The sequence below is a fragment of the Vibrio sp. 10N.286.49.E11 genome (assembly GCF_041469505.1).
Classification (GTDB): Bacteria; Pseudomonadota; Gammaproteobacteria; order Enterobacterales; family Vibrionaceae; genus Vibrio; species Vibrio crassostreae_C.
Genome location: NZ_JBFRKQ010000090.1, coordinates 1 through 18,659, shown reverse-complemented (window position 1 = coordinate 18,659; position 18,659 = coordinate 1). Strand labels below are relative to the sequence as shown.

18 protein-coding genes and 1 riboswitch are annotated in these 18,659 nt (G+C 44.5%); of the genes, 3 read left to right on the top strand and 15 right to left on the bottom strand.

Annotated elements, in window-relative coordinates; all coding sequences use genetic code 11:
• Window positions 1-84: 84 nt before the first annotated feature.
• The 4 genes from aroG to AB4167_RS19825 all read right to left on the bottom strand — a co-directional run bounded on the left by aroG (window position 85) and on the right by AB4167_RS19825 (window position 2,805).
• Complete coding sequence (aroG, locus tag AB4167_RS19840; protein ID WP_017061746.1) at window positions 85-1,137, bottom strand: 3-deoxy-7-phosphoheptulonate synthase AroG; 1,053 nt, start codon at window positions 1,135-1,137, stop codon at window positions 85-87.
• Window positions 1,138-1,450: 313 nt separating this feature from the next.
• Window positions 1,451-1,666, bottom strand: a complete 216-nt coding sequence (locus AB4167_RS19835) for a DUF3820 family protein (RefSeq protein ID WP_004730103.1) — start codon at window positions 1,664-1,666, stop codon at window positions 1,451-1,453.
• Window positions 1,667-1,679: 13 nt separating this feature from the next.
• Complete coding sequence (locus AB4167_RS19830) at window positions 1,680-2,351, bottom strand: DUF3313 domain-containing protein (RefSeq protein WP_372114149.1); 672 nt, start codon at window positions 2,349-2,351, stop codon at window positions 1,680-1,682.
• 100 nt (window positions 2,352-2,451) lie between these two features.
• Window positions 2,452-2,805 (bottom strand): hypothetical protein, encoded by a 354-nt coding sequence (locus AB4167_RS19825; RefSeq protein WP_017066796.1) that lies wholly within the window; start codon window positions 2,803-2,805, stop codon window positions 2,452-2,454.
• Between the two features lie 323 nt (window positions 2,806-3,128).
• A riboswitch (cyclic di-GMP riboswitch) is annotated at window positions 3,129-3,218 on the top strand.
• Between the two features lie 72 nt (window positions 3,219-3,290).
• On the opposite strand from AB4167_RS19825, the gene gbpA reads away from it, so the two are divergent.
• Window positions 3,291-4,757, top strand: a complete 1,467-nt coding sequence (gene gbpA, locus AB4167_RS19820) for an N-acetylglucosamine-binding protein GbpA (RefSeq protein ID WP_229648182.1) — start codon at window positions 3,291-3,293, stop codon at window positions 4,755-4,757.
• 110 nt (window positions 4,758-4,867) lie between these two features.
• Here gbpA and cyoE read toward each other — a convergent pair whose 3' ends face one another.
• The 4 genes from cyoE to AB4167_RS19800 form a co-directional block, all read right to left on the bottom strand.
• Complete coding sequence (gene cyoE / locus AB4167_RS19815; protein ID WP_017066082.1) at window positions 4,868-5,842, bottom strand: heme o synthase; 975 nt, start codon at window positions 5,840-5,842, stop codon at window positions 4,868-4,870.
• On the bottom strand, window positions 5,832-6,887 hold the full coding sequence (locus AB4167_RS19810) for a heme A synthase (RefSeq protein ID WP_372114146.1): 1,056 nt from the start codon (window positions 6,885-6,887) through the stop codon (window positions 5,832-5,834). Before AB4167_RS19810 ends, cyoE begins: the two co-directional genes overlap by 11 nt.
• A 102-nt stretch (window positions 6,888-6,989) precedes the next feature.
• Complete coding sequence (locus AB4167_RS19805) at window positions 6,990-7,598, bottom strand: hypothetical protein (protein ID WP_372136923.1); 609 nt, start codon at window positions 7,596-7,598, stop codon at window positions 6,990-6,992.
• Window positions 7,591-8,487: an SURF1 family protein gene (locus AB4167_RS19800; protein ID WP_372136922.1), complete on the bottom strand. Its 897-nt coding sequence runs from the start codon at window positions 8,485-8,487 to the stop codon at window positions 7,591-7,593. Before AB4167_RS19800 ends, AB4167_RS19805 begins: the two co-directional genes overlap by 8 nt.
• On the opposite strand from AB4167_RS19800, the gene AB4167_RS19795 reads away from it, so the two are divergent.
• A complete protein-coding gene (locus AB4167_RS19795) occupies window positions 8,426-8,656 on the top strand; it encodes a DUF2909 family protein (RefSeq protein WP_029235581.1) in 231 nt (76 codons plus the stop codon). The two genes, AB4167_RS19800 and AB4167_RS19795, sit on opposite strands and share 62 nt — an antisense overlap.
• A 19-nt stretch (window positions 8,657-8,675) precedes the next feature.
• Here the strand turns inward: AB4167_RS19795 and AB4167_RS19790 are convergent, their stop codons facing one another.
• From AB4167_RS19790 to coxB, 4 genes are read right to left on the bottom strand one after another with little or no spacing between them, the layout of a single operon-like run.
• Entirely contained in the window at window positions 8,676-9,560 is an 885-nt protein-coding gene (locus AB4167_RS19790) for a cytochrome c oxidase subunit 3 (RefSeq protein ID WP_009845661.1), read from the bottom strand.
• A 38-nt stretch (window positions 9,561-9,598) separates the two neighbouring features.
• Window positions 9,599-10,228 carry a cytochrome c oxidase assembly protein gene (locus tag AB4167_RS19785; RefSeq protein ID WP_017064839.1) on the bottom strand — a complete coding sequence of 210 codons (630 nt, stop codon included), beginning with the start codon at window positions 10,226-10,228 and terminating at the stop codon, window positions 9,599-9,601.
• A gap of 11 nt (window positions 10,229-10,239) precedes the next feature.
• Complete coding sequence (gene ctaD, locus AB4167_RS19780) at window positions 10,240-11,901, bottom strand: cytochrome c oxidase subunit I (protein ID WP_017061756.1); 1,662 nt, start codon at window positions 11,899-11,901, stop codon at window positions 10,240-10,242.
• Window positions 11,898-13,100, bottom strand: coding sequence for a cytochrome c oxidase subunit II (gene coxB / locus AB4167_RS19775; RefSeq protein WP_372136921.1), 1,203 nt, complete (start codon window positions 13,098-13,100; stop codon window positions 11,898-11,900). The genes ctaD and coxB overlap by 4 nt, the downstream gene beginning before the upstream one ends.
• A 454-nt stretch (window positions 13,101-13,554) precedes the next feature.
• Between coxB and AB4167_RS19770 the strand changes: the two genes are divergently transcribed.
• Window positions 13,555-15,261: a phospho-sugar mutase gene (locus AB4167_RS19770; protein WP_372136920.1), complete on the top strand. Its 1,707-nt coding sequence runs from the start codon at window positions 13,555-13,557 to the stop codon at window positions 15,259-15,261.
• Window positions 15,262-15,368: 107 nt separating this feature from the next.
• Here the strand turns inward: AB4167_RS19770 and AB4167_RS19765 are convergent, their stop codons facing one another.
• From AB4167_RS19765 to AB4167_RS19755, 3 genes are all read right to left on the bottom strand, one after another.
• Complete coding sequence (locus AB4167_RS19765; RefSeq protein WP_017064843.1) at window positions 15,369-16,001, bottom strand: LysE family translocator; 633 nt, start codon at window positions 15,999-16,001, stop codon at window positions 15,369-15,371.
• 150 nt (window positions 16,002-16,151) lie between these two features.
• On the bottom strand, window positions 16,152-16,784 hold the full coding sequence (locus AB4167_RS19760; RefSeq protein ID WP_017068641.1) for a fumarylacetoacetate hydrolase family protein: 633 nt from the start codon (window positions 16,782-16,784) through the stop codon (window positions 16,152-16,154).
• Between the two features lie 348 nt (window positions 16,785-17,132).
• Window positions 17,133-18,209, bottom strand: coding sequence for a porin (locus tag AB4167_RS19755; RefSeq protein ID WP_102393160.1), 1,077 nt, complete (start codon window positions 18,207-18,209; stop codon window positions 17,133-17,135).
• Window positions 18,210-18,659: the final 450 nt, after the last annotated feature.

The following is an 18,659-nucleotide window of genomic DNA, read 5'->3' as shown; positions in this document are numbered from 1 at the left end:
GATGAACCAAAAAAAAGCCCTTATTAGCTGTTGCTAACTAAGGGCTTTGAATTTTCAGTAGCTTAATCGCTGACTGTAATTAGTCTATTTGTTACGACGAGCTTCAACAGCGTCTGCCAGCTGGCGAAGTACTGTTTCAGTGTCTTCCCAACCAATACACGCATCAGTAACAGATTGGCCGTACGTTGCAGCTTTGCCCTCAACCAGGTCTTGGCGACCTTCAACAAGATGAGATTCAATCATCACACCAAAGATAGCTTTGTCGCCACCAGAAATTTGTGCGCTTACGTCATCAGATACGTTCATTTGACGCTTAAACTGCTTAGAGCTGTTTGCGTGGCTGAAATCGATCATCACTTTTTGTGGAAGACCAGAAGCTGCTAGCTCTTCTTTAATCTTACCAACGTGTTCTGCGCTGTAATTTGGCTCTTTGCCACCACGTAGGATGATATGACAATCAGGGTTACCTGCTGTTTCAACGATAGCTGAGTGACCGTACTTAGTTACTGATAAGAAGTGGTGAGAAGCGCTAGCAGAGCGAATAGCATCTGTTGCAATCTTGATGTTGCCATCAGTACCATTCTTAAATCCAACTGGGCAAGATAGGCCAGAAGCCAGTTCGCGGTGAACTTGAGATTCTGTAGTACGTGCGCCGATTGCACCCCAGCTGATTAGGTCAGCAACGTATTGAGGCGTGATCATGTCTAGGAATTCGCTTGCCGTTGGCATGCCCATGTCAGTTAGGTCCAGCAGTAGCTTACGTCCTAGACGAAGGCCATCATTTAGCTTGAACGTATCGTTCATGTACGGGTCATTTATTAGACCTTTCCAACCAACAGTTGTACGTGGTTTTTCAAAGTAAACACGCATTACGATTTCAAGGTTATCACCAAGTTCGTCGCGCAACACTTTCAAACGTTTACCGTACTCAAGAGCAGCTTCTGTGTCATGAATAGAACATGGGCCGACAATAACAAGCAAGCGATCATCGCTCTCTTCTAAAATATTGTGGATCGCTTTGCGGCTTTCAAAGGTTGTAGAAGAAGCAACTTCTGTCGCTGGAAACTTTTCTAAAACAGCAACAGGGGGTAATAACTCTTTTACTTTGTTAATTCTTACATCATCAGTCTGGAACATTGCTTACTTCTTCCTTTTTTCTATCCTTGAGCTGAATGTACGTTGTCTCACGTCACTTTCTATCAGCACTAATCTTCTTGTTCCCTGTAACTTAACTAGTAAAAACTCTAGTTTCAATCACTAATTAAAAATAAACGCAATTTTTTTTGTGTTTTATATTTAAAACACCCTGTATACCATTATTTACACGCTATCGATTGCGTATTTTATAGCAAGGTAAGAAGAGCCATTCTTCAAGCTACATCATGCATGTAAAATTGTGTCGAACTCAAAAACAAAAAAGCTCACGTGATCAGCGTGAGCTTTTATTTAATTACATTCTTTTCAATGGCTTGACGACACTATCAAGCCCTTCAATTTTCAGAGCAAGGCACAGTTTCAATAAATCGCCGAGTTCACCAGACGGGAATCCCTTTTTATCAAACCACAGCAAATATTCTTCAGGTAAGTCAATCAGTGTACGACCCGCGTACTTTCCAAATGGCATCTGCATTCGAGCCAACTTAATCAGGTTCTCTTTCTCTAGCATTATTCGGTCTTTACTATGCGTCATCTATGTTGTGTAGAGTATCACCTAAACGTTCAACCCAATAGTTGATCGCGTCTTTGGCATCATCCAGCGAATCAATCATGGTTGAAAAATCTTTGTTACCCGCTTCACGGTCGATGGCTGCAAACAGTGGTGTGCCCTCTTGAGCATCACTGACCAATAACTCTACACTCGCACTCCCAACATTGGTGTGCTCACCAGTCGTGACCTTAGATATGGTTGACATCGCAAGGCCAAACGGCAGAACGCTGCTCGTTACAGCTAAGAGCGGATTGGGCGTTTCAACGTTACTCAGAGCGATACTCAAGCGGAGCGTTTTTCCTGTCGGTTCATCGACAATCGTTTTATGAGGCGATATTTTATCTTCCAAGCGCGCAACCATGTGCTCAGTGAGTTCCTGAATCTCTTCCTGATCCAACGAACCTTCTTCTGCTAAAACAAAAATTTGGTCGATCACTACAGAATCGTAGTCATCTAACTTGGATTTCAAACGCTGCGCGTCACGTAGCCCAATCCTTGCCCAAACTAGGTCAACGCCTCCATCAGGGACTGGCTGAAAATCTTTATAACTGGTGAATTTAGTTGCGGTTTTAATTGGGCCGCCTGCACAACCAAACAAGAAGATGCTGGTTGCAACAAGCAAAAAGACTTTTAAAGGTTTCATGACGCACTTAGTTAAAATTAAGGAATTTAATTGAGTAAGTCATACCTTATATGAAAGGTTTGTAGAAAAGGGGAGTTAAAACTCAGAGCTAGCTTTAAAATTAATCATGCTGAACGGTGTGTGCATACTCTACGATTACCTGATTTCCTTCGATATAAGCATTTTGGATCTCACCATCAACGCTCATTCTACTTTTCAGGTAGACCACTTTTGGCCCTGACTCATTACCTTCTTTAAGTGAAGGAAACACATTCCTAGGCTCTAAATGAAGTAAACGACAAAAGTGACTAACGAAAGACATCGTTAATGGCGTCTCGCCTCTTAGCACTCTAGAGAAATCAAGCTGGTTCATTCCAAGCTTTTTTGAAAACTCCATCTGCGTAATACGCATTCTCGATTTTTGTGACATCCACGTTTGATATAACGCGTCTCTATCTAGTTCTGTGAATTCCATACCGACTCCTTTACATAATTCATACCAATCAATTGTCCGGCTTTTCATACATAGCATGTCAGGGTTTGGTTAGTGGAAACCAAAGGTTTGGTTTTGATATGCGCGCAATTGTCGTGCAGAACAAAACATCACAATCGAAAAGCATTCACAAAAGCGATTAGAGTAAATGCTTTCTTCATTTATATCAATAATTTATATGTTAGCGAACTAAACATATAGCAAGTTAATTTGTATTAAGAATTAAAAGTTCGAGATTGGCATTCCACATTTCAATCTATTGATTCGCGTTTATAAAACTGGTTGGCTACATTTCGCTTGCTCAAACGCACTTCTGGCAAACTATTTGAAAGAATAGGACGCAAAGCCACCGGTCTGTCGACAAATATTCTGTCTATGATAGCGGGGCCGCCACTTAATAGAATTTAAGTGTAAATGCATGCCGGGGTGTTCTCTTTTTTGTCGGCCAAATACAGTAAGGACAAATAATGAAACAACTCCAAAAAAAATCACTCATCGCGCTATCGCTTCTTAGCGTAAGCGGTGCAAGCTTCGGTCACGGTTATGTCTCGGCATACAACAATGGCGTAGCTGAGAGCCGTGTTGCCCTATGTAAGTTCCCTGCGAGTGATACGCAAGAGAAAAACACCAACTGTGGTGGTATCCAATACGAACCACAAAGTGTAGAAGGCCCTGAAGGCTTCCCAGAAGTTGGCCCTGCTGATGGGAAAATCGCCAGTGCGCAATCTTCTTTAGCAGCAGCACTAGACGAACAAAAGGCAGACCGCTGGGTTAAACGCCCTATCAAGTCTGGTTCTCAATACTTCGAGTGGACATTCACAGCTAACCACAAGACTCGCGATTGGAAATATTACATTACTCAACCCGACTGGAATCCAAACCAGCCGTTGGCTCGCAGCTCTTTTGACTTAACGCCATTCTGTGTTGTTGAAGGCAATATGGAACAGCCACCGATGCAAGTCAGTCACTTGTGTAATGTGCCAGAGCGTGAAGGTTATCAAGTGATCCTTGCGGTATGGGATGTAGGTGACACTGCAGCGGCTTTCTACAACGTTATCGACGTGAAATTTGATGGTGACGGCCCTATCATTCCTGATTGGGATCAAGGTGGTCAAATCAACCCGACACAAGACCTGAATGTTGGTGACGCTGTTTATACGCGTGTATTCGACCAGTCTGGTGAGAACGCTTCATACAGCACTGAGCTTGTGATTGAAACTTCTGAACAAGGCAAAGCCAATAACTGGTCTTACGCGCTTGCTTCTAAGATCAACCAAGAGCAGACGCAAATCAAAGCAGGTCAATTGAATGACCAAGGCGATTTCGCACCCGTTTACGGCACGAATCCTGTTTATCTAAAAGCAGGCTCTGGCTTTAACAGTGTCGAAATCGGCTACAAGATTGATACTCCAGAACCCGAGCATGATCTTGAAGTCTCGGGCTTAGAATCAGAGTACATTATCGATGAGAGCCAACCTACTCAGCTTGATCTTACGTTAGCGGCAACAGGCGATATCCAAGCTGAGCTTACCGTGTACAACCATCACCGTGAAGCACTTGCATCTCAGAAATCGGATCTAACAGACGGACAAGTTGAAGATGTTCAACTGACTCTTTCTAAGTCTGAAGCTGGCCACCACATGCTTGTGGTTGTGACGAAAGATGACCAAGGTAACTTAGTGGATCAGAACACGCTTGATTTCCACCTAATGGACGAGCAAACACCGCCACCAGCAGGCGACTACGACTTCGTGTTCCCAGAAAGCATTGAATCTTACACTGCAGGAACAAAGGTTCTGAGCAGCGATGGTGGTGTTTATCAGTGTAAAGAGTTCCCATACTCAGGTTACTGTGTTCAATGGGCTCCAACAGCAACTCAGTACGAACCAGGTGTAGGTTCACACTGGCAAAGTGCTTGGAACAAAGTGGACTAAGTACTCGCTAGATACTTACTTTGTATTGGGTGAGTTTTAGTCATCAACCAAACAAAAACGGATGCCCAGAGCATCCGTTTTCTTATTCAGCAACAGCAGAAATGCGGTTATCAAAGTAGATAGTGGTCTGCCAACAGAGCCACAAACAAGATCATGAGATGATAGATGGAGAACTTAAAGGTCTTCATGGCCATATTGGGTTCATCACGATATTTCAGTACCCAAGCGTGATAAACAAACCCGCCGTTGAGCACCAATGAAGCGCTCAGATATATCCAGCTGCTCATGCCAACCAATACAGGCAATATACACACGATGCTAAGCAAAAAGGTATACAGAAGAATAGACGTCTTGGTGTATTCGATTCCGTGAGTCACAGGCAACATGGGGATGTTCACTTTGGCATACTCATCACGACGATGAATTGCCAACGCCCAGAAATGAGGAGGCGTCCAAATAAAGATGATCATCACCAACAACCAAGCATTTGAATGCAGCTCGTTGGTGACTGCCGTCCAGCCCAATAACGGTGGCATTGCGCCAGCTATCCCTGCAATTACGATGTTCTGTGGCGTCGCTCGCTTCAAGTACATGGTATAGATGACCGCATAGCCCAATAAACTTGCAAAGGTTAGCCAAGCCGTGAGTTGATTGACCCACACCACTAACGTAGCGAACCCAAATAAGCCGATACCTGCTGCAAAGCTAAACACACGCACACTACTCAGCTCACCGGATGGTAAAGGGCGTCGATTTGTTCGAGTCATCTGGCCGTCGATCTTTTTATCGATCAAATGGTTAAACGCAGCCGCTGAACCTGCCATTAACCCTATCCCAATCATTCCGAACAAAGTTTGTTGCAAAGGCAATCCATTCGGCACGGCCAAACACATCCCAACCAATGCTGTCAGCAACATCAAAGCCACCACTTTAGGCTTAGTCAGCGTTAAATAAACTTTCCAAGTGGCTTTGTTTTTTTCAGCCTTTTCGTTGCTTAAAGTTATGTCATTATTGGCTGTTATCTTATGAGTTAAGGCTGCGTCTTGAGCCACCACTTCATACTGTGTTGACGTTCTACTGACCATGATTACCTCCTTGTAATACACTGTTCTTCACCAAGCTCTCACTCGGTTTGCGTTGCCACACCACAAAATTGGTTACAACCATGCTGATGAGCAACATTACTGCGACTAGGTTATGCAAAACCGCAACTGAGATTGGCAGGTGAAACCATACATTACTGATCCCAAGGCTGATTTGAGTAAACAACACTATTGCGACAATCATGCTCAGCTTTTGGTGAGGCACTTGGCCAAACTTCCATAACTGGTACACGACCATCAGCACCGTTAATGTCGCCACAATAGCCCCGAACCTGTGCATGACATGTATGGTAAGCCTCGCGGGATACTCCAACACACCAAACTCATAGTTATCGTGTCCGTGTTGAGCAAAATCGAACGCATTTTTGAAATCGAGGTAGCTCATCCAGTTACCTTCACAAATAGGCAATTGGGTACACACCAAAGCGGCATAGTTTGACGATGTCCAACCACCAAGCAGTATCTGCCCAACCACAATGAGTAACCCAAACAACGCCCAAAATTTAAGTGTTGGAGAATAAGAAGCCTCACCAAAACGGCTTTGGAATTGAGACAAACGGCAGTAGAGCAGACACAACAGTGACAGCAACGTGAAACCCCCCATCAAATGCGCCATAACCACAACGGGCATCAACTTAAGAGTCACCGTCCACATTCCAAGCAAAGCCTGAAAAATCACAGTGGCAGAGATAAGTAATGGAAGACCAACTGGTGTGATGTTCTTTTTAATACACCAAGCTACAACGACAAAGATAAGCAACCCTAATGTTCCTGCAAAGTAGCGATGGATCATCTCTATCCACGCTTTGTCTGCTTCAAGAGCTCGCTCTGGAAATTGCAGATTGGCTTGACTCACCGCTTGGGCATCAGACGGAACGGTGATCTTACCGTAACAACCCGGCCAGTCAGGACAGCCAAGGCCAGCATCAGACAGGCGTGTATAAGCTCCGAGCACAATCACGGTAAGGGTTAACAAGATAGTTAATCTCATCATGTGCATGAGTAAATCAGGGGCTTTATTCTGCATCGTTTATCTCCCTATACTTATTCCCTTTGCACTAACAACACTCAGCATTAACGCAATCTGCTAAAGCTCATTAACTCAAGCTTATCAACTTAAGCTGATTAACTACCCAACTCGTGACAGCTTAAGCAGCTTTCTTAGATCATGAATCAAGCCTTTAGATTGGCTGACTAACTGCGACGGTTCCGACACGCTTTTGTACTCCATAACCAACTGTCCTAGCGGGTCAATAATGACAATGGAAGCCGGCGAAAACTCGGTGCTTAACTGATCACCACCAGCTAACAAAGATAAATCAGGCTTGTTGAGCGAACCCGACAACGAGTTACCTTCTGAGACGAAAACAACGGCGGTCACTCGCTCTTTGTTTTTCCCTAACGCTAAGTAGCTTTGATTCAAATAATGAAGCTGTTGTTCACACAAGCTTTCGCACTCCATCGGTGCGATATACCCCACAACCCAACCCTCTCCTGCCATGGGTACCGTTACGCCAAAATCCGCTAGTGTAATTCTTGGTTCTACCAATTCGCCTGAGTTAGTGACACCTGACGTATACCAATTCTGATCCAACACAGTTTTGGCGATAATGGCTGGCAAAGCGAAAATTAAAACGAGTCCGATTAATACCAAGCGTCCTTTAGTACGACGGCTTCTGAGCTCAGCCATGTTTGTCTCGGTAATTTCCCTGTTCACTTGTGCTTGAGATTTATCCATCCTTATTCCTCGTGATAGGTGTTGCTTTTAGGTACCGATAGCCAATCAACAACATCAAAAACAAAAGTACCGCAGCCATAACAAACCATTGAAATGAGTAACCAAAATGCTTCTCAGACCTCACCGCCGTTGGACGCCATAACATTTCATAGGGCCATGAATCTAAACTCTGAGGTTGGAAGACAAAGGGCAGCACTTCTTTTCCTGTATACTGTGATAACGCTGCTATGTTTAGGTTTTGGATTCTATTCGGTGTCGTATTTTCTAAACCCAACTCATGACTTAAAGGATTAATTGAGCGTGTATACAAGCGCCCTGACATTTTGGTTGGTACAGTGATACTTCCTAATTGCGGTAGTTCTCTTCTGTCATTACTTGCCGGAACAAACCCAAGATCGATCAACAACTGTTTTTCAGCCACTAAGGACTGGTTTCCATCTTCAAAGCGAACCTCACCCAACATGTAAATCACATACCCTACCGTTCCTTGGCTTATCTGGTTGTCTAACAAGACCACCAAACCACTTGGTGTTTCCAATTCAACATCAACCTTCAAACCATTTAAAAACTGCTGTTCAGATGTACCTTGGGCTTGTGTACGCGAGCCCTTCCATTCAGAGATAACCGTGTCCAATGACCTAAACGATTGCTGCGCTCTTTCTGATAGTTGCTGTTCATAGCGTAATTTCTCGTTACCTCGATCTAACTGCCACAAACCCAACTTGATTAAAATGCCGACTGAAACCACAGTTAAAACAACCGCTATCCAAAAACCTTTACTGCGGAACTTGTGTTCATCATCAATCAATCGGTTTGGAGTTATCACTATGGCGACATCTACCTTTGTGTTGTTGTTTAAAATTGTGTTGGTCGCTTTGCTGTTCTTCATCGCTTTCAATTTGATGAAAGGTCTAATCCAAATCGCCTCAGGTAAACACAATGGTAAAAGACTGAGTCACTTCTTAGGTCGTCGAGTCATGTGGTCAGCCGTTGTCGTGCTACTGTTGTTACTGGCTTTAGGTTCCGGAGTGATAACTCCCAATCCTCGCCCCTATTAATCCCCTATAGGCTCAGCAGTTAGAGCACATACACAAACACAAACAGGCCCAACCAAACCACATCAACAAAGTGCCAATACCAACTGCCCGCTTGGAACGCAAAGTGGTCTTTCGGAGTGAAGTGGTCTTTCGCAACCCTTGCCAGCAACACAATCAAAAAGATCGTCCCTAAACAGACATGTAAGCCATGAAACCCAGTCAGCAAGAAGAAGGTATTGCCGTAGATGCCAGACTGAAGTGTCAGCCCCATCTCTTGATAAGCATGAAGATACTCTTCAACTTGGAAGAACAGGAAGAAGCCAGCCAGAACAATGGTTATCTCCAACCAGACGATCAAAGCCATACGCTTATTTTGTTCAAGACTGATATGTGCCATGTGCAGCGTCACAGAGGAAAGCAGCAGAATAATGGTGTTCTTAAGCGGGATACCTTGCCAAGGCATGGCTTGTGTCGTTACGCCATCAGGGGTCGTCGTTAGTGGCCAAATTGATTGGAACATCGGCCACAATACTTCATGGGTCATTTCATTATTGCCCGCACCACCAATCCAAGGCACAGAAATCATTCGAGCATAGAAAAGCGCGCCAAAGAAAGCGCCAAAGAACATGATTTCGGAAAAGATGAACCAACTCATTCCTTGTCTAAAAGAACGAGAAATCTGCTCAGAATAGAGACCACTCAATGATTCTGTGATCACATTGCTAAACCAACCTGCGAGCATGTAAAGCAGCACAGCAAACCCGACTAACAACACCGCTTTGCCAAACACACCACCTGCGGCGTCGGTACCCATGTTTTGCACCGTCAAGCCAGCGCCAACCGCGACCAAAAAGAGTGCTACAGCACCCACCAATGGCCAGTGACTTTGATGTGGAACGAAATACACTTCCTTTTTAGAACTCATCGCTCAACTCCTTATGTTGATACTGGTTCTGTAAATTCCTAGTTACTTGCGAGTACGTTAGGCTCAGATTTATTGGCCGCAGCACCCACCTCATTCGTGATATTGAATAATGTGTAAGAGAGCGTCAGCGTATGTATCGATTCTGGAATATCTGGCTCAATGTAAAATATCAAACCCATTTCTGCGCTCTTGTGCCCGTCCAATGGCTGCTGATTAAAGCAAAAGCATTCCATCTTATTGAAGTAGGTTGCCCCCATACCTGGAGAAACCGACGGTACGGCTTGGCCAACCAATGAGGCTCCAGAAAGGTTTTTGGCAATGTAGTTAGTTTGAACCACCTCACCAGGATGAACCTCTAACACTCGAACTTCAGGCGAAAACTGCCATGGCATATCTGGCTTGATGTGGGACATGAATTCGACTCGAACCGTACGAGAGTAGTCTGGCTGCATTCCCTGAGGTTGCACCGCTGAAACAGTATTAGTTTTGCCATTGATGCCTAAGGCCTCACACATGACATCGTAGAGCGGCACCAAAGCGAAACCGAAGCAAAACATCGCAACCACGCTCAACACCAAGTAGCCCGTCAGCTTTTTGGTCGATCGCTTATTAGACAGGCGCTTAGGTTGTTTTTTATCTTGATTGGGATCGCTTTGCTTATCACTCATGGTTCTGCCCTCTAATCCACTTTCGGCGGATGGGTAAAGGTGTGGTGAGGCGCAGGGCTTGGTACTGTCCATTCAAGACCTTCAGCTCTATCCCAAGGCTTACTTGGCGCAGGCTCTCCCCCTCTTACGCACTTAATCGCTAGCCATAAGAAAATTAGCTGAGACAACCCAAACGCAAAACCACCAATCGACACGACTTGGTTAACGTCAGCAAACTGAATCGCATAATCAGGAATACGACGCGGCATACCCGCTAACCCTAAAAAGTGCATCGGGAAAAACAGTACATTAACTGAAATCACCGACGTCCAGAAATGCCACAGGCTGAGCTTGTGGTCGTACATATGCCCAGTCCACTTAGGCAGCCAATAATAGGCGGCAGCCATAATCGAGAACACGGCACCAGTTACCAGAACATAATGGAAGTGAGCCACAACAAAATAAGTATCGTGGTATTGGAAATCAGCTGGCACGATAGCGAGCATCAATCCAGATAACCCGCCAATCGTAAACAAAACAATGAAGGCAATCGCAAACAGCATTGGTGTTTCAAAGGTCAAAGCACCCCGCCACATGGTCGCTACCCAGTTGAAGACTTTCACACCGGTCGGCACCGCTATCAACATGGTGCAATACATGAAGAACAGTTCGGCAAATACTGGCATACCCGTGGTGAACATGTGGTGTGCCCAAACCAAGAATGACAACAGTGCGATACTACAGGTCGCATAAACCATCGAGTGATAACCAAACAGGCGCTTACCACTGAATGCAGGGATGATGGCTGAGACAATACCAAAAGATGGCAAGATCATGATGTACACTTCGGGGTGCCCAAAGAACCAGAATATGTGCTGGAACATCACCGGGTCCCCACCACCAGCGGCATCAAAGAAGCTAGTCCCAAAATACTTGTCAGTCAGTACCATAGTCACAGCCCCCGCGAGAACGGGCATCACGGCTATCAGCAAGAAAGCGGTAATTAACCAAGTCCATACGAACATCGGTAGCTTGAACCAAGTCATACCCGGAGCGCGCATGTTCACTATGGTTACGATGACGTTAATCGCCCCCATGATCGAACTGATCCCCATAATATGAACTGAGAATACGAATAGCGCGGTACTGTCTGGGCCATAAGTTGTCGAGAGTGGCGCGTAGAAGGTCCAACCAAAGCTCGGGCCGCCACCCTCTGTAAACAAAGATCCGATTAAGATTAGAAACGCAAAAGGCAAGATCCAGAAACTGAGGTTGTTCATTCTCGGCAGCGCCATATCTGGTGCACCGATCATCATCGGAATCATCCAGTTAGCCAAACCCGTAAATGCAGGCATTACGGCACCGAATACCATGATTAAACCATGGACTGTAGTCATCTGATTGAAGAAATCTGGCTCAACGAGTTGCAAACCCGGTTGGAACAGCTCCGCACGGATCACCATCGCCATTGCGCCGCCCGTTAAGAACATTGCAAAGCTGAACCACAAATAAAGTGTACCAATGTCTTTATGATTGGTTGAATACAGCCAACGAGCCCAGCCTTTAGGTGCCGCATGTGAATCGTGATCATCAACAGGCAAATCATTATTGCCCAAGGTGCCTTCCGCAGAATGGCTCAGTACTTGATCTTCTGCTGGAGCCGATTTCACCGGCTTATTGATTGGTGAACTCATAACTGATCCTTAGCATCATTTTGTGCATCATCCGTTGAGCTTTCAGAACTGCCTTCTTGCTTCGCCTTATAAGCGTTGATATCTGAGGCCTGAACAATATCGCCGGTATCATTACCCCAAGCGTTTCGTTGATAAGTTACTACCGCTGCGATCTCTTTCTCGGTTAACTGATTATCGAATGCTTGCATCGCCGTACCGCCACGACCATAAACAATTGTGTCGATATGAACATCCACATCACCAAGGGCAATAGGACTTCCTTTGATGGCAGGGAATGCTCCAGGAATGCCCTCACCGTTTGCTTGGTGACAAACCGCACATCGAGTTTTGTAAACCTCTTCACCGATGGTATTCAACTCCGCCAAGGAAAGTGACGCACCTAATGCATCTTTTGCGGCTTGTTGTTCGGCTATCGCTAACTCTTTCTGCTCCGCTAGCCATGCGTCAAACTCATCTTCTTCCATGGCATGCACCACGATCGGCATGAAACCATGGGCACGACCACACAACTCTGCACACTGCCCTCGGTAAACACCAGGCTCATCTATCTTAGTCCAAGCCTCATTAATAAAGCCCGGAATGGTATCTTTCTTAACGGCGAATGCTGGCACCCACCATGAGTGAATCACATCATCGGAAGTCATCAAGAAACGGACTTTACGGTCAACAGGCAGTACCAGCGGCTTATCAACTTCTAGCAGGTAATGCGCGCCTTTCACTTCGAGGCCTTCAATCTCTTTGTCACTGGTCGCTAGAAGGCTGAAAAATTCGACGTCTTCACCAAAATAGCTGTAATGCCATTTCCATTGTGACCCGGTGATTTTAACGGTCAGATCTGATTGGGAGGTATCTTCCATCGCTATTAAGGTTTTGGTGGCGGGTATCGCCATAGCGATGAGAATGATGATAGGGATGATGGTCCAAAGAATTTCGACTTTCGTGCTTTCGTGAAAATGGGCAGCAACTGCGCCCTTCGATTTCCTGTGCCTCAAAATCGAATAAAACATCACACCAAAAACAACAAAGGCAATCGCACAACAGATGTAGAAGATCAGCATATGAAGTTCATACACCTTACCACTGATCTCAGTGACGCCTTGAGTCATGTTGTAATCACTGCTAGCGTGCACTAAAGGCGATACTAAAAGCAGAACAAAACTCTTCAAAAGCCACGCTAGCCTAACCAGTAATCTTTTCAAAAGATCTCTCCTTGTCCTTCCTAATTGGATACTTGCGACCTAAATGTCGTTGCGAACTGGACAACATTCATTGTTATTCCGGCTACACATGAAAAGGCTGAATCTCAATCTACAACTCACATGGAACTAGCCTGTGAGCAGGCTACTGACCTCATATAAACCCAAGAACTAATACGGTTCAAAAGCGTTGGAGGTTTCCATGAAAGATTCAAAAACGGCGAACTTGTTAAATTTTGTTATATTTATGTAAAAGGCTAGTTAGTGATATCCAATTATTCAAGGTAAGTTTACTTACTAAACAGTCAATTATTTGAAGTGGCTTAATCTACGTGCCATCTTGCCGTTGGAATTTATTTTATATCGAGTTTTACGATTGCTTTCATGGAAATGAGAATTAATATCACTTAAATTAAATCAACGGTAAGTCATACAGACATTAATAGGTTTAGTGATTATGCAAGATGCAATGAATTGGTTAGCGAGAGACCCAGATCCAAGAACTCGTGAAGAACTTCAACACCTCATCGATGAGGGAATGCACGACGAACTTGAAGACCGCTTTACTCAACGATTAGAGTTCGGAACGGCAGGACTTAGAGGCAAAGTTGGATGCGGCCCAAATCGAATGAACCGTTTAGTCATACAGGAAACAGCAACCGGGCTCGGCCACTACTTAATCGAACATGTCGCTAATGCGACCATTCGCGGTGTGGTCGTCGGTTATGACGGCCGTTTAGATTCAAAGCAGTTCGCGATTGATACCGCTTCCGTACTCACGGCTTTAGGCATTAAGGTTTATCTAACCTCGAACGTCGCGGCGACCCCTATCGTTGCCTTTGGTATTGAGCACTTCAACGCCGCAGCTGCCGTTGTAGTGACGGCCAGCCACAACCCACCGGAATACAATGGTTTCAAAGTGTACTGGGAGAATGGCGCTCAAATCATTCCTCCTCACGATGCGGGTATTGCCGCTGAAATCGATATCGCATCGACCAAGCCGCTCCCTTTAATGAGCCTAAGTGACGCTGAGACGCAAGGTAAGTTGGTGTGGTTAACTGAAGGCTATTATCAAACGTACCGCGCTGCGATCAATCAGAGCCCATACGTGAGTGACGAGATCGAATCGGCGAACACCACCATCACCTATACCGCAATGCATGGTGTCGGCGCACAAATGGCCGAGGATCTACTTCACGATTCTGGTTTCCATAAGGTGTTCAGCGTCGCCGAGCAAAGAGAGCCCGATGGTAACTTCCCGACCGTCAACTTCCCGAATCCGGAAGAAAAAGGCGCGATGGATCTGGTGGTTAACTTAGCAAAAAGTGTCGATGCCGACATTGCTTGTGCCAACGATCCAGATGCAGACCGATTTGCGGTTGCAGTGAGAACAGATGATGGCTCATACAAAATGCTAACAGGTGACCAAGTCGGCGTGCTATTCGCTCATTATCTACTCTCAAAGCCGCATACCAAAAACCAATTAGTTGGTAACAGTATCGTATCTTCAACATTGCTTGAAAAAGTAGCTCAATCCCACGGGGCGACTTATTTCCAAACGCTGACAGGTTTTAAATGGTTAGCGAATATTGGCATGCAATTGGAAAATGATCAGAACGACTTCTTGTTCGCCTATGAAGAAGCATTAGGCTACACAATTGGTACTCAAGTACGAGACAAAGATGGGCTGTCTGCTATTGTCGTGTTTGCTCAATTGGTTGAGGAGTTAAAATCTCAAGGTCGAACTGTCTGGGATCTTCTTGCTCAAATTTCATTTGAACATGGGGTTCACACCAACGCTCAGCGAAGTATTGCACTAGACCCAGATTCACCATCGATTGGTTCTAAACTCAGAGCGGCACAACCTAAAGCAATAAACGGTGTTGCTATCTCTGTGATTGAAGATCTGCAGTCTTCTTTGCGCTTCGTCATTGGTGGCAATACTGAAGCCATTAACCTGCCTGCAAGTGACGTACTCATCTATCATCTCGAAGATGGTTCACGCATTATCGTAAGACCTTCCGGTACTGAGCCAAAAGTTAAGGTCTACTATGAGACGGTGACAAAATTTGAAGGGACAGAAACCTACGAAGACACTCGCCTGCGCGGTGAGAAGTACATGGAGAAACTGATTGAACAACACCAACAAGAGTTGAATTCATAGCGATTTAGCGCGTTCAACATGTAACGGTTAAATATAAAAAATGGACGCTCGTAGCGTCCATTTTTGTCTCAGCGGCTAACCACGAGAAGATGTCTGATTTGATTCGTCTACGAAGTAAAGAAAGAAGACAACATCCAGATAGCTAACACGATGAAAACTCCGCCCATGACTTTCTGTTGATAGGTACGAAACTTCGCGTTTTCTACGAGAGATTTACCAATCGTACCCACTAACGCCACCAGCAAAAAGTTAAACGTTAAGCCGAGAACATTCAGTAATAAACCCAGAACAAGCATCTGCTGACCGGAAGTCGCTTCAATATTCGTCGACACAAACTGAGGCAGAAACATCACAAAGAAAACCAAGGCCTTAGGGTTAAGCAGGTTGCTGATCAGCGCTCGTTGATAATAGGCTTTTGCAGCAAAATTATCGTTTAACTCCGGCGCATTACCCTGCTCTGTTCGCAGGCAATCCCAACCCATCTTCAACAAGTACGCGCCGCCTAACAAATGGAGAGCTTTAAGCGCTATTGGGCTCATTGCGATCAACGCTGATACACCCATGGCCGCTAATACTGTCAGAATGATTCCAGAAGTCGCATTACCTAGGCTTGCAAACACGCCGACCTTACGGCCATAGCTCATGCTTGAACTCGCAATCAGTAACATATCAGGGCCAGGTAAAAGAAGAAGTGCAACAACGGCAGTCAGGTAGACAGGTAAAATGGTTAAGTCGATCATGAGGGTCAGCATTGATAAAAACGGAGGCGGATTTTATATCAATTACTAACACCCTTCCAGATACAATCAGTTGTTCGACGTTTATTTAATCGAATTAAAAACCAACATTAAGCGACAAAGCCAATTTATTAACTAAATAGAAAAGACTAATTAACTTGCTACCCATTCGATCTCAATCAATGTCGTATCGCCACACTTTAGGCGACCAAGGAAGATATCGCCTCGATGTACGGCCCCAACACCTTTTGGCGTACCTGTCATCACAACATCGCCGTCTAGTAAGGTGGTATAAGAAGACAGCTCTTCTAGGATAGTTTTTGGAGAGTAAAGCATCTGCTCAACATGTCCTTTCTGAACACGAACACAGTTAATAAACAACTCTAGGTTTAAGTCTGCAAGGTCTAAGTTATCAATTGGAACAAAGCGACTAAATACGGCTGAGCCATCAAAAGCTTTGGCGCGTTCCCAAGGTAAGCCTTTCGCTTTTAAGCTACTTTGCAACTCACGCTTGGTGAGGTCTAACCCTAAGCCCACGGCTGAGTATTGGCCATTTTCAACGATAAAGCAGATTTCAGCTTCATAGTGCAGTGCTTCTTGATGAAACGAAGAAAGAGAGGAAGTCACGCTGGTGCTTGGTTTATTAAACACCACCATAGAGTCAGGAATCGCATTGTTAAGTTCTTCAATGTGATCGACATAGTTACGCCCAACACACAGTACTTTTGTTGGGGTTGCTGTTCGTTTCGACTTCATCAGCTGTTCCTGATCGACAACGCTGCTCATAGTTTATCCCTGAACTATTTTTAGAGAGCAGAGTTTAGCGCATCATAAAATGAGAGTCTTCGACAAGATGATTACCGATCTCTAAATTCTGATCTTGAGCTCAATTCATTGATTTGAATACTTTTAGGTAAATATCGGTGTATACCTCGACCGACCCAGCAGGAATAGAGTCATCGGCTTACATAAATTAGAGAAAATGAAACTAAAGTAGGCAGTTAAATTTGAAGAGCATTAAAACGAAAGAAGCCCTCTCAAACCAAAGGCTTGAGAGGGCTTAGCATGGTGTCTAGGACAGTATCCTAAAAGGTAAACTTAAGGAGTAAACACTATGCTAAATAAGTCTGCGACTTATAGGTAGTAACGAGCACCAAGTAGCCACTGGTCATCAGCTTTTTCTTTGTACACGCCAGAACCTTGTAGGTCGAACTGGTAACCAGCAAAGCCTACGAACTGAGATGTGAAGTTGTATTCAGCTTGTAGAGCTGAAGTGCTGTATACAGTTTCGCTGTTCTTGTCGTCTTCTACCGCTTCGTAGTTAACGCTTAGGTTAAGGCTGTTAGCTAGTGCGTAAGATGCTAAAAATTCGTAACCTGTAGACTCTGAAATAACGCCAAACTTACCATTATTCATGTAGTTGTTCGCTGCGTATACAGCTGCAACGTAAAGACCTTCAGAACCGTATGAACCGTAAGTTGCACTTAGTACATTAGAATCAGCAGTCTTTGAATCAGTACCAACATTAGCACCAGTACCGAAAGTAACGTCACCAGTATTGTAAGCGTAGTTCACAGAGAAGTTAGCGATATCGTAGTTCAACGCGATTTGAGCACGGTTGCCGTACTTATTCTCTGAAGCAACTTCGTTGTATTTTTCGTCAGAAACCTTACGACCTTGCCATGCAACGCCAATTGCTAGAGAGCCAGCGTTACCGAAATCCACAGCGTTAGCGTAGCTCACCATCTCTTCAGCACGACCAGTACCTAGATTACCGTGATCTTCGTAGATGAAGTCATTCGCAAATGCGATTGGCATATCTGCTACACCAGCAACGTTGTAGTAAGGTGCCCATTGAGTACCTACTGCTGCACGACCGTAATCATCGTGAGAAAGGCCAACGTAACCAAGACGAGTTGTGAATGACTGATCACCACCGTCTAGCATGTTTAGCGCCCATTCACCTTTAGCATCAGCAGTAAAGCCGTTACCAAGTTCATGAGTTGCACCGAAGTTGATACGTGGAGAAACAGTTTCTACACCGATGTCGTCGCTGTTAAGGCGGTCAGCGCTGTTTACATCACCAACTGCAACTGAAACGTGGCCGCCAACAGAGAATGTTGTTCCGTCTTCGTTGTAAAGTTCTACTGCAACTGCCTGTGTACCAAATACTGCACCAGAAATTGCTAGCGCTAAAAGTTTCTTATTCATTTGTCATGTCCATTATGTAACTGGGTGAGTTATTCACTAACAACCTCGTGCTTACGGAGAAGTTGTTACCTGCATTTAACAAGTAGGCAAACCCTAATATACGAATGACAAGAAAGTTGCATTAAAATATATAAAATAAAAAAAATCGCACTATAAAAAACAAAAATACCTTCTAAAACAAATAAATAATACAGCAATCACTGGGAGCTCTTTTCATTCTTTGAGATAATTACTTTGATTATTTTTGATTTTATAATCACCAAGAAAGCATTAAAAATCTAAACCCAAGGTAACTCATCAGACCATCGAGAGGCTCGCCTTTGCCTTTGAAACATTTTGTAACACGTAGAGCTCAGCTGAAATATTTAGCTTTGTGAAACAAATCCCAATATGAGCTAGGAAAAATCGTTCAATAGAAAGTTCATTAGAGAAAAAATCGAGTAGGAGGAG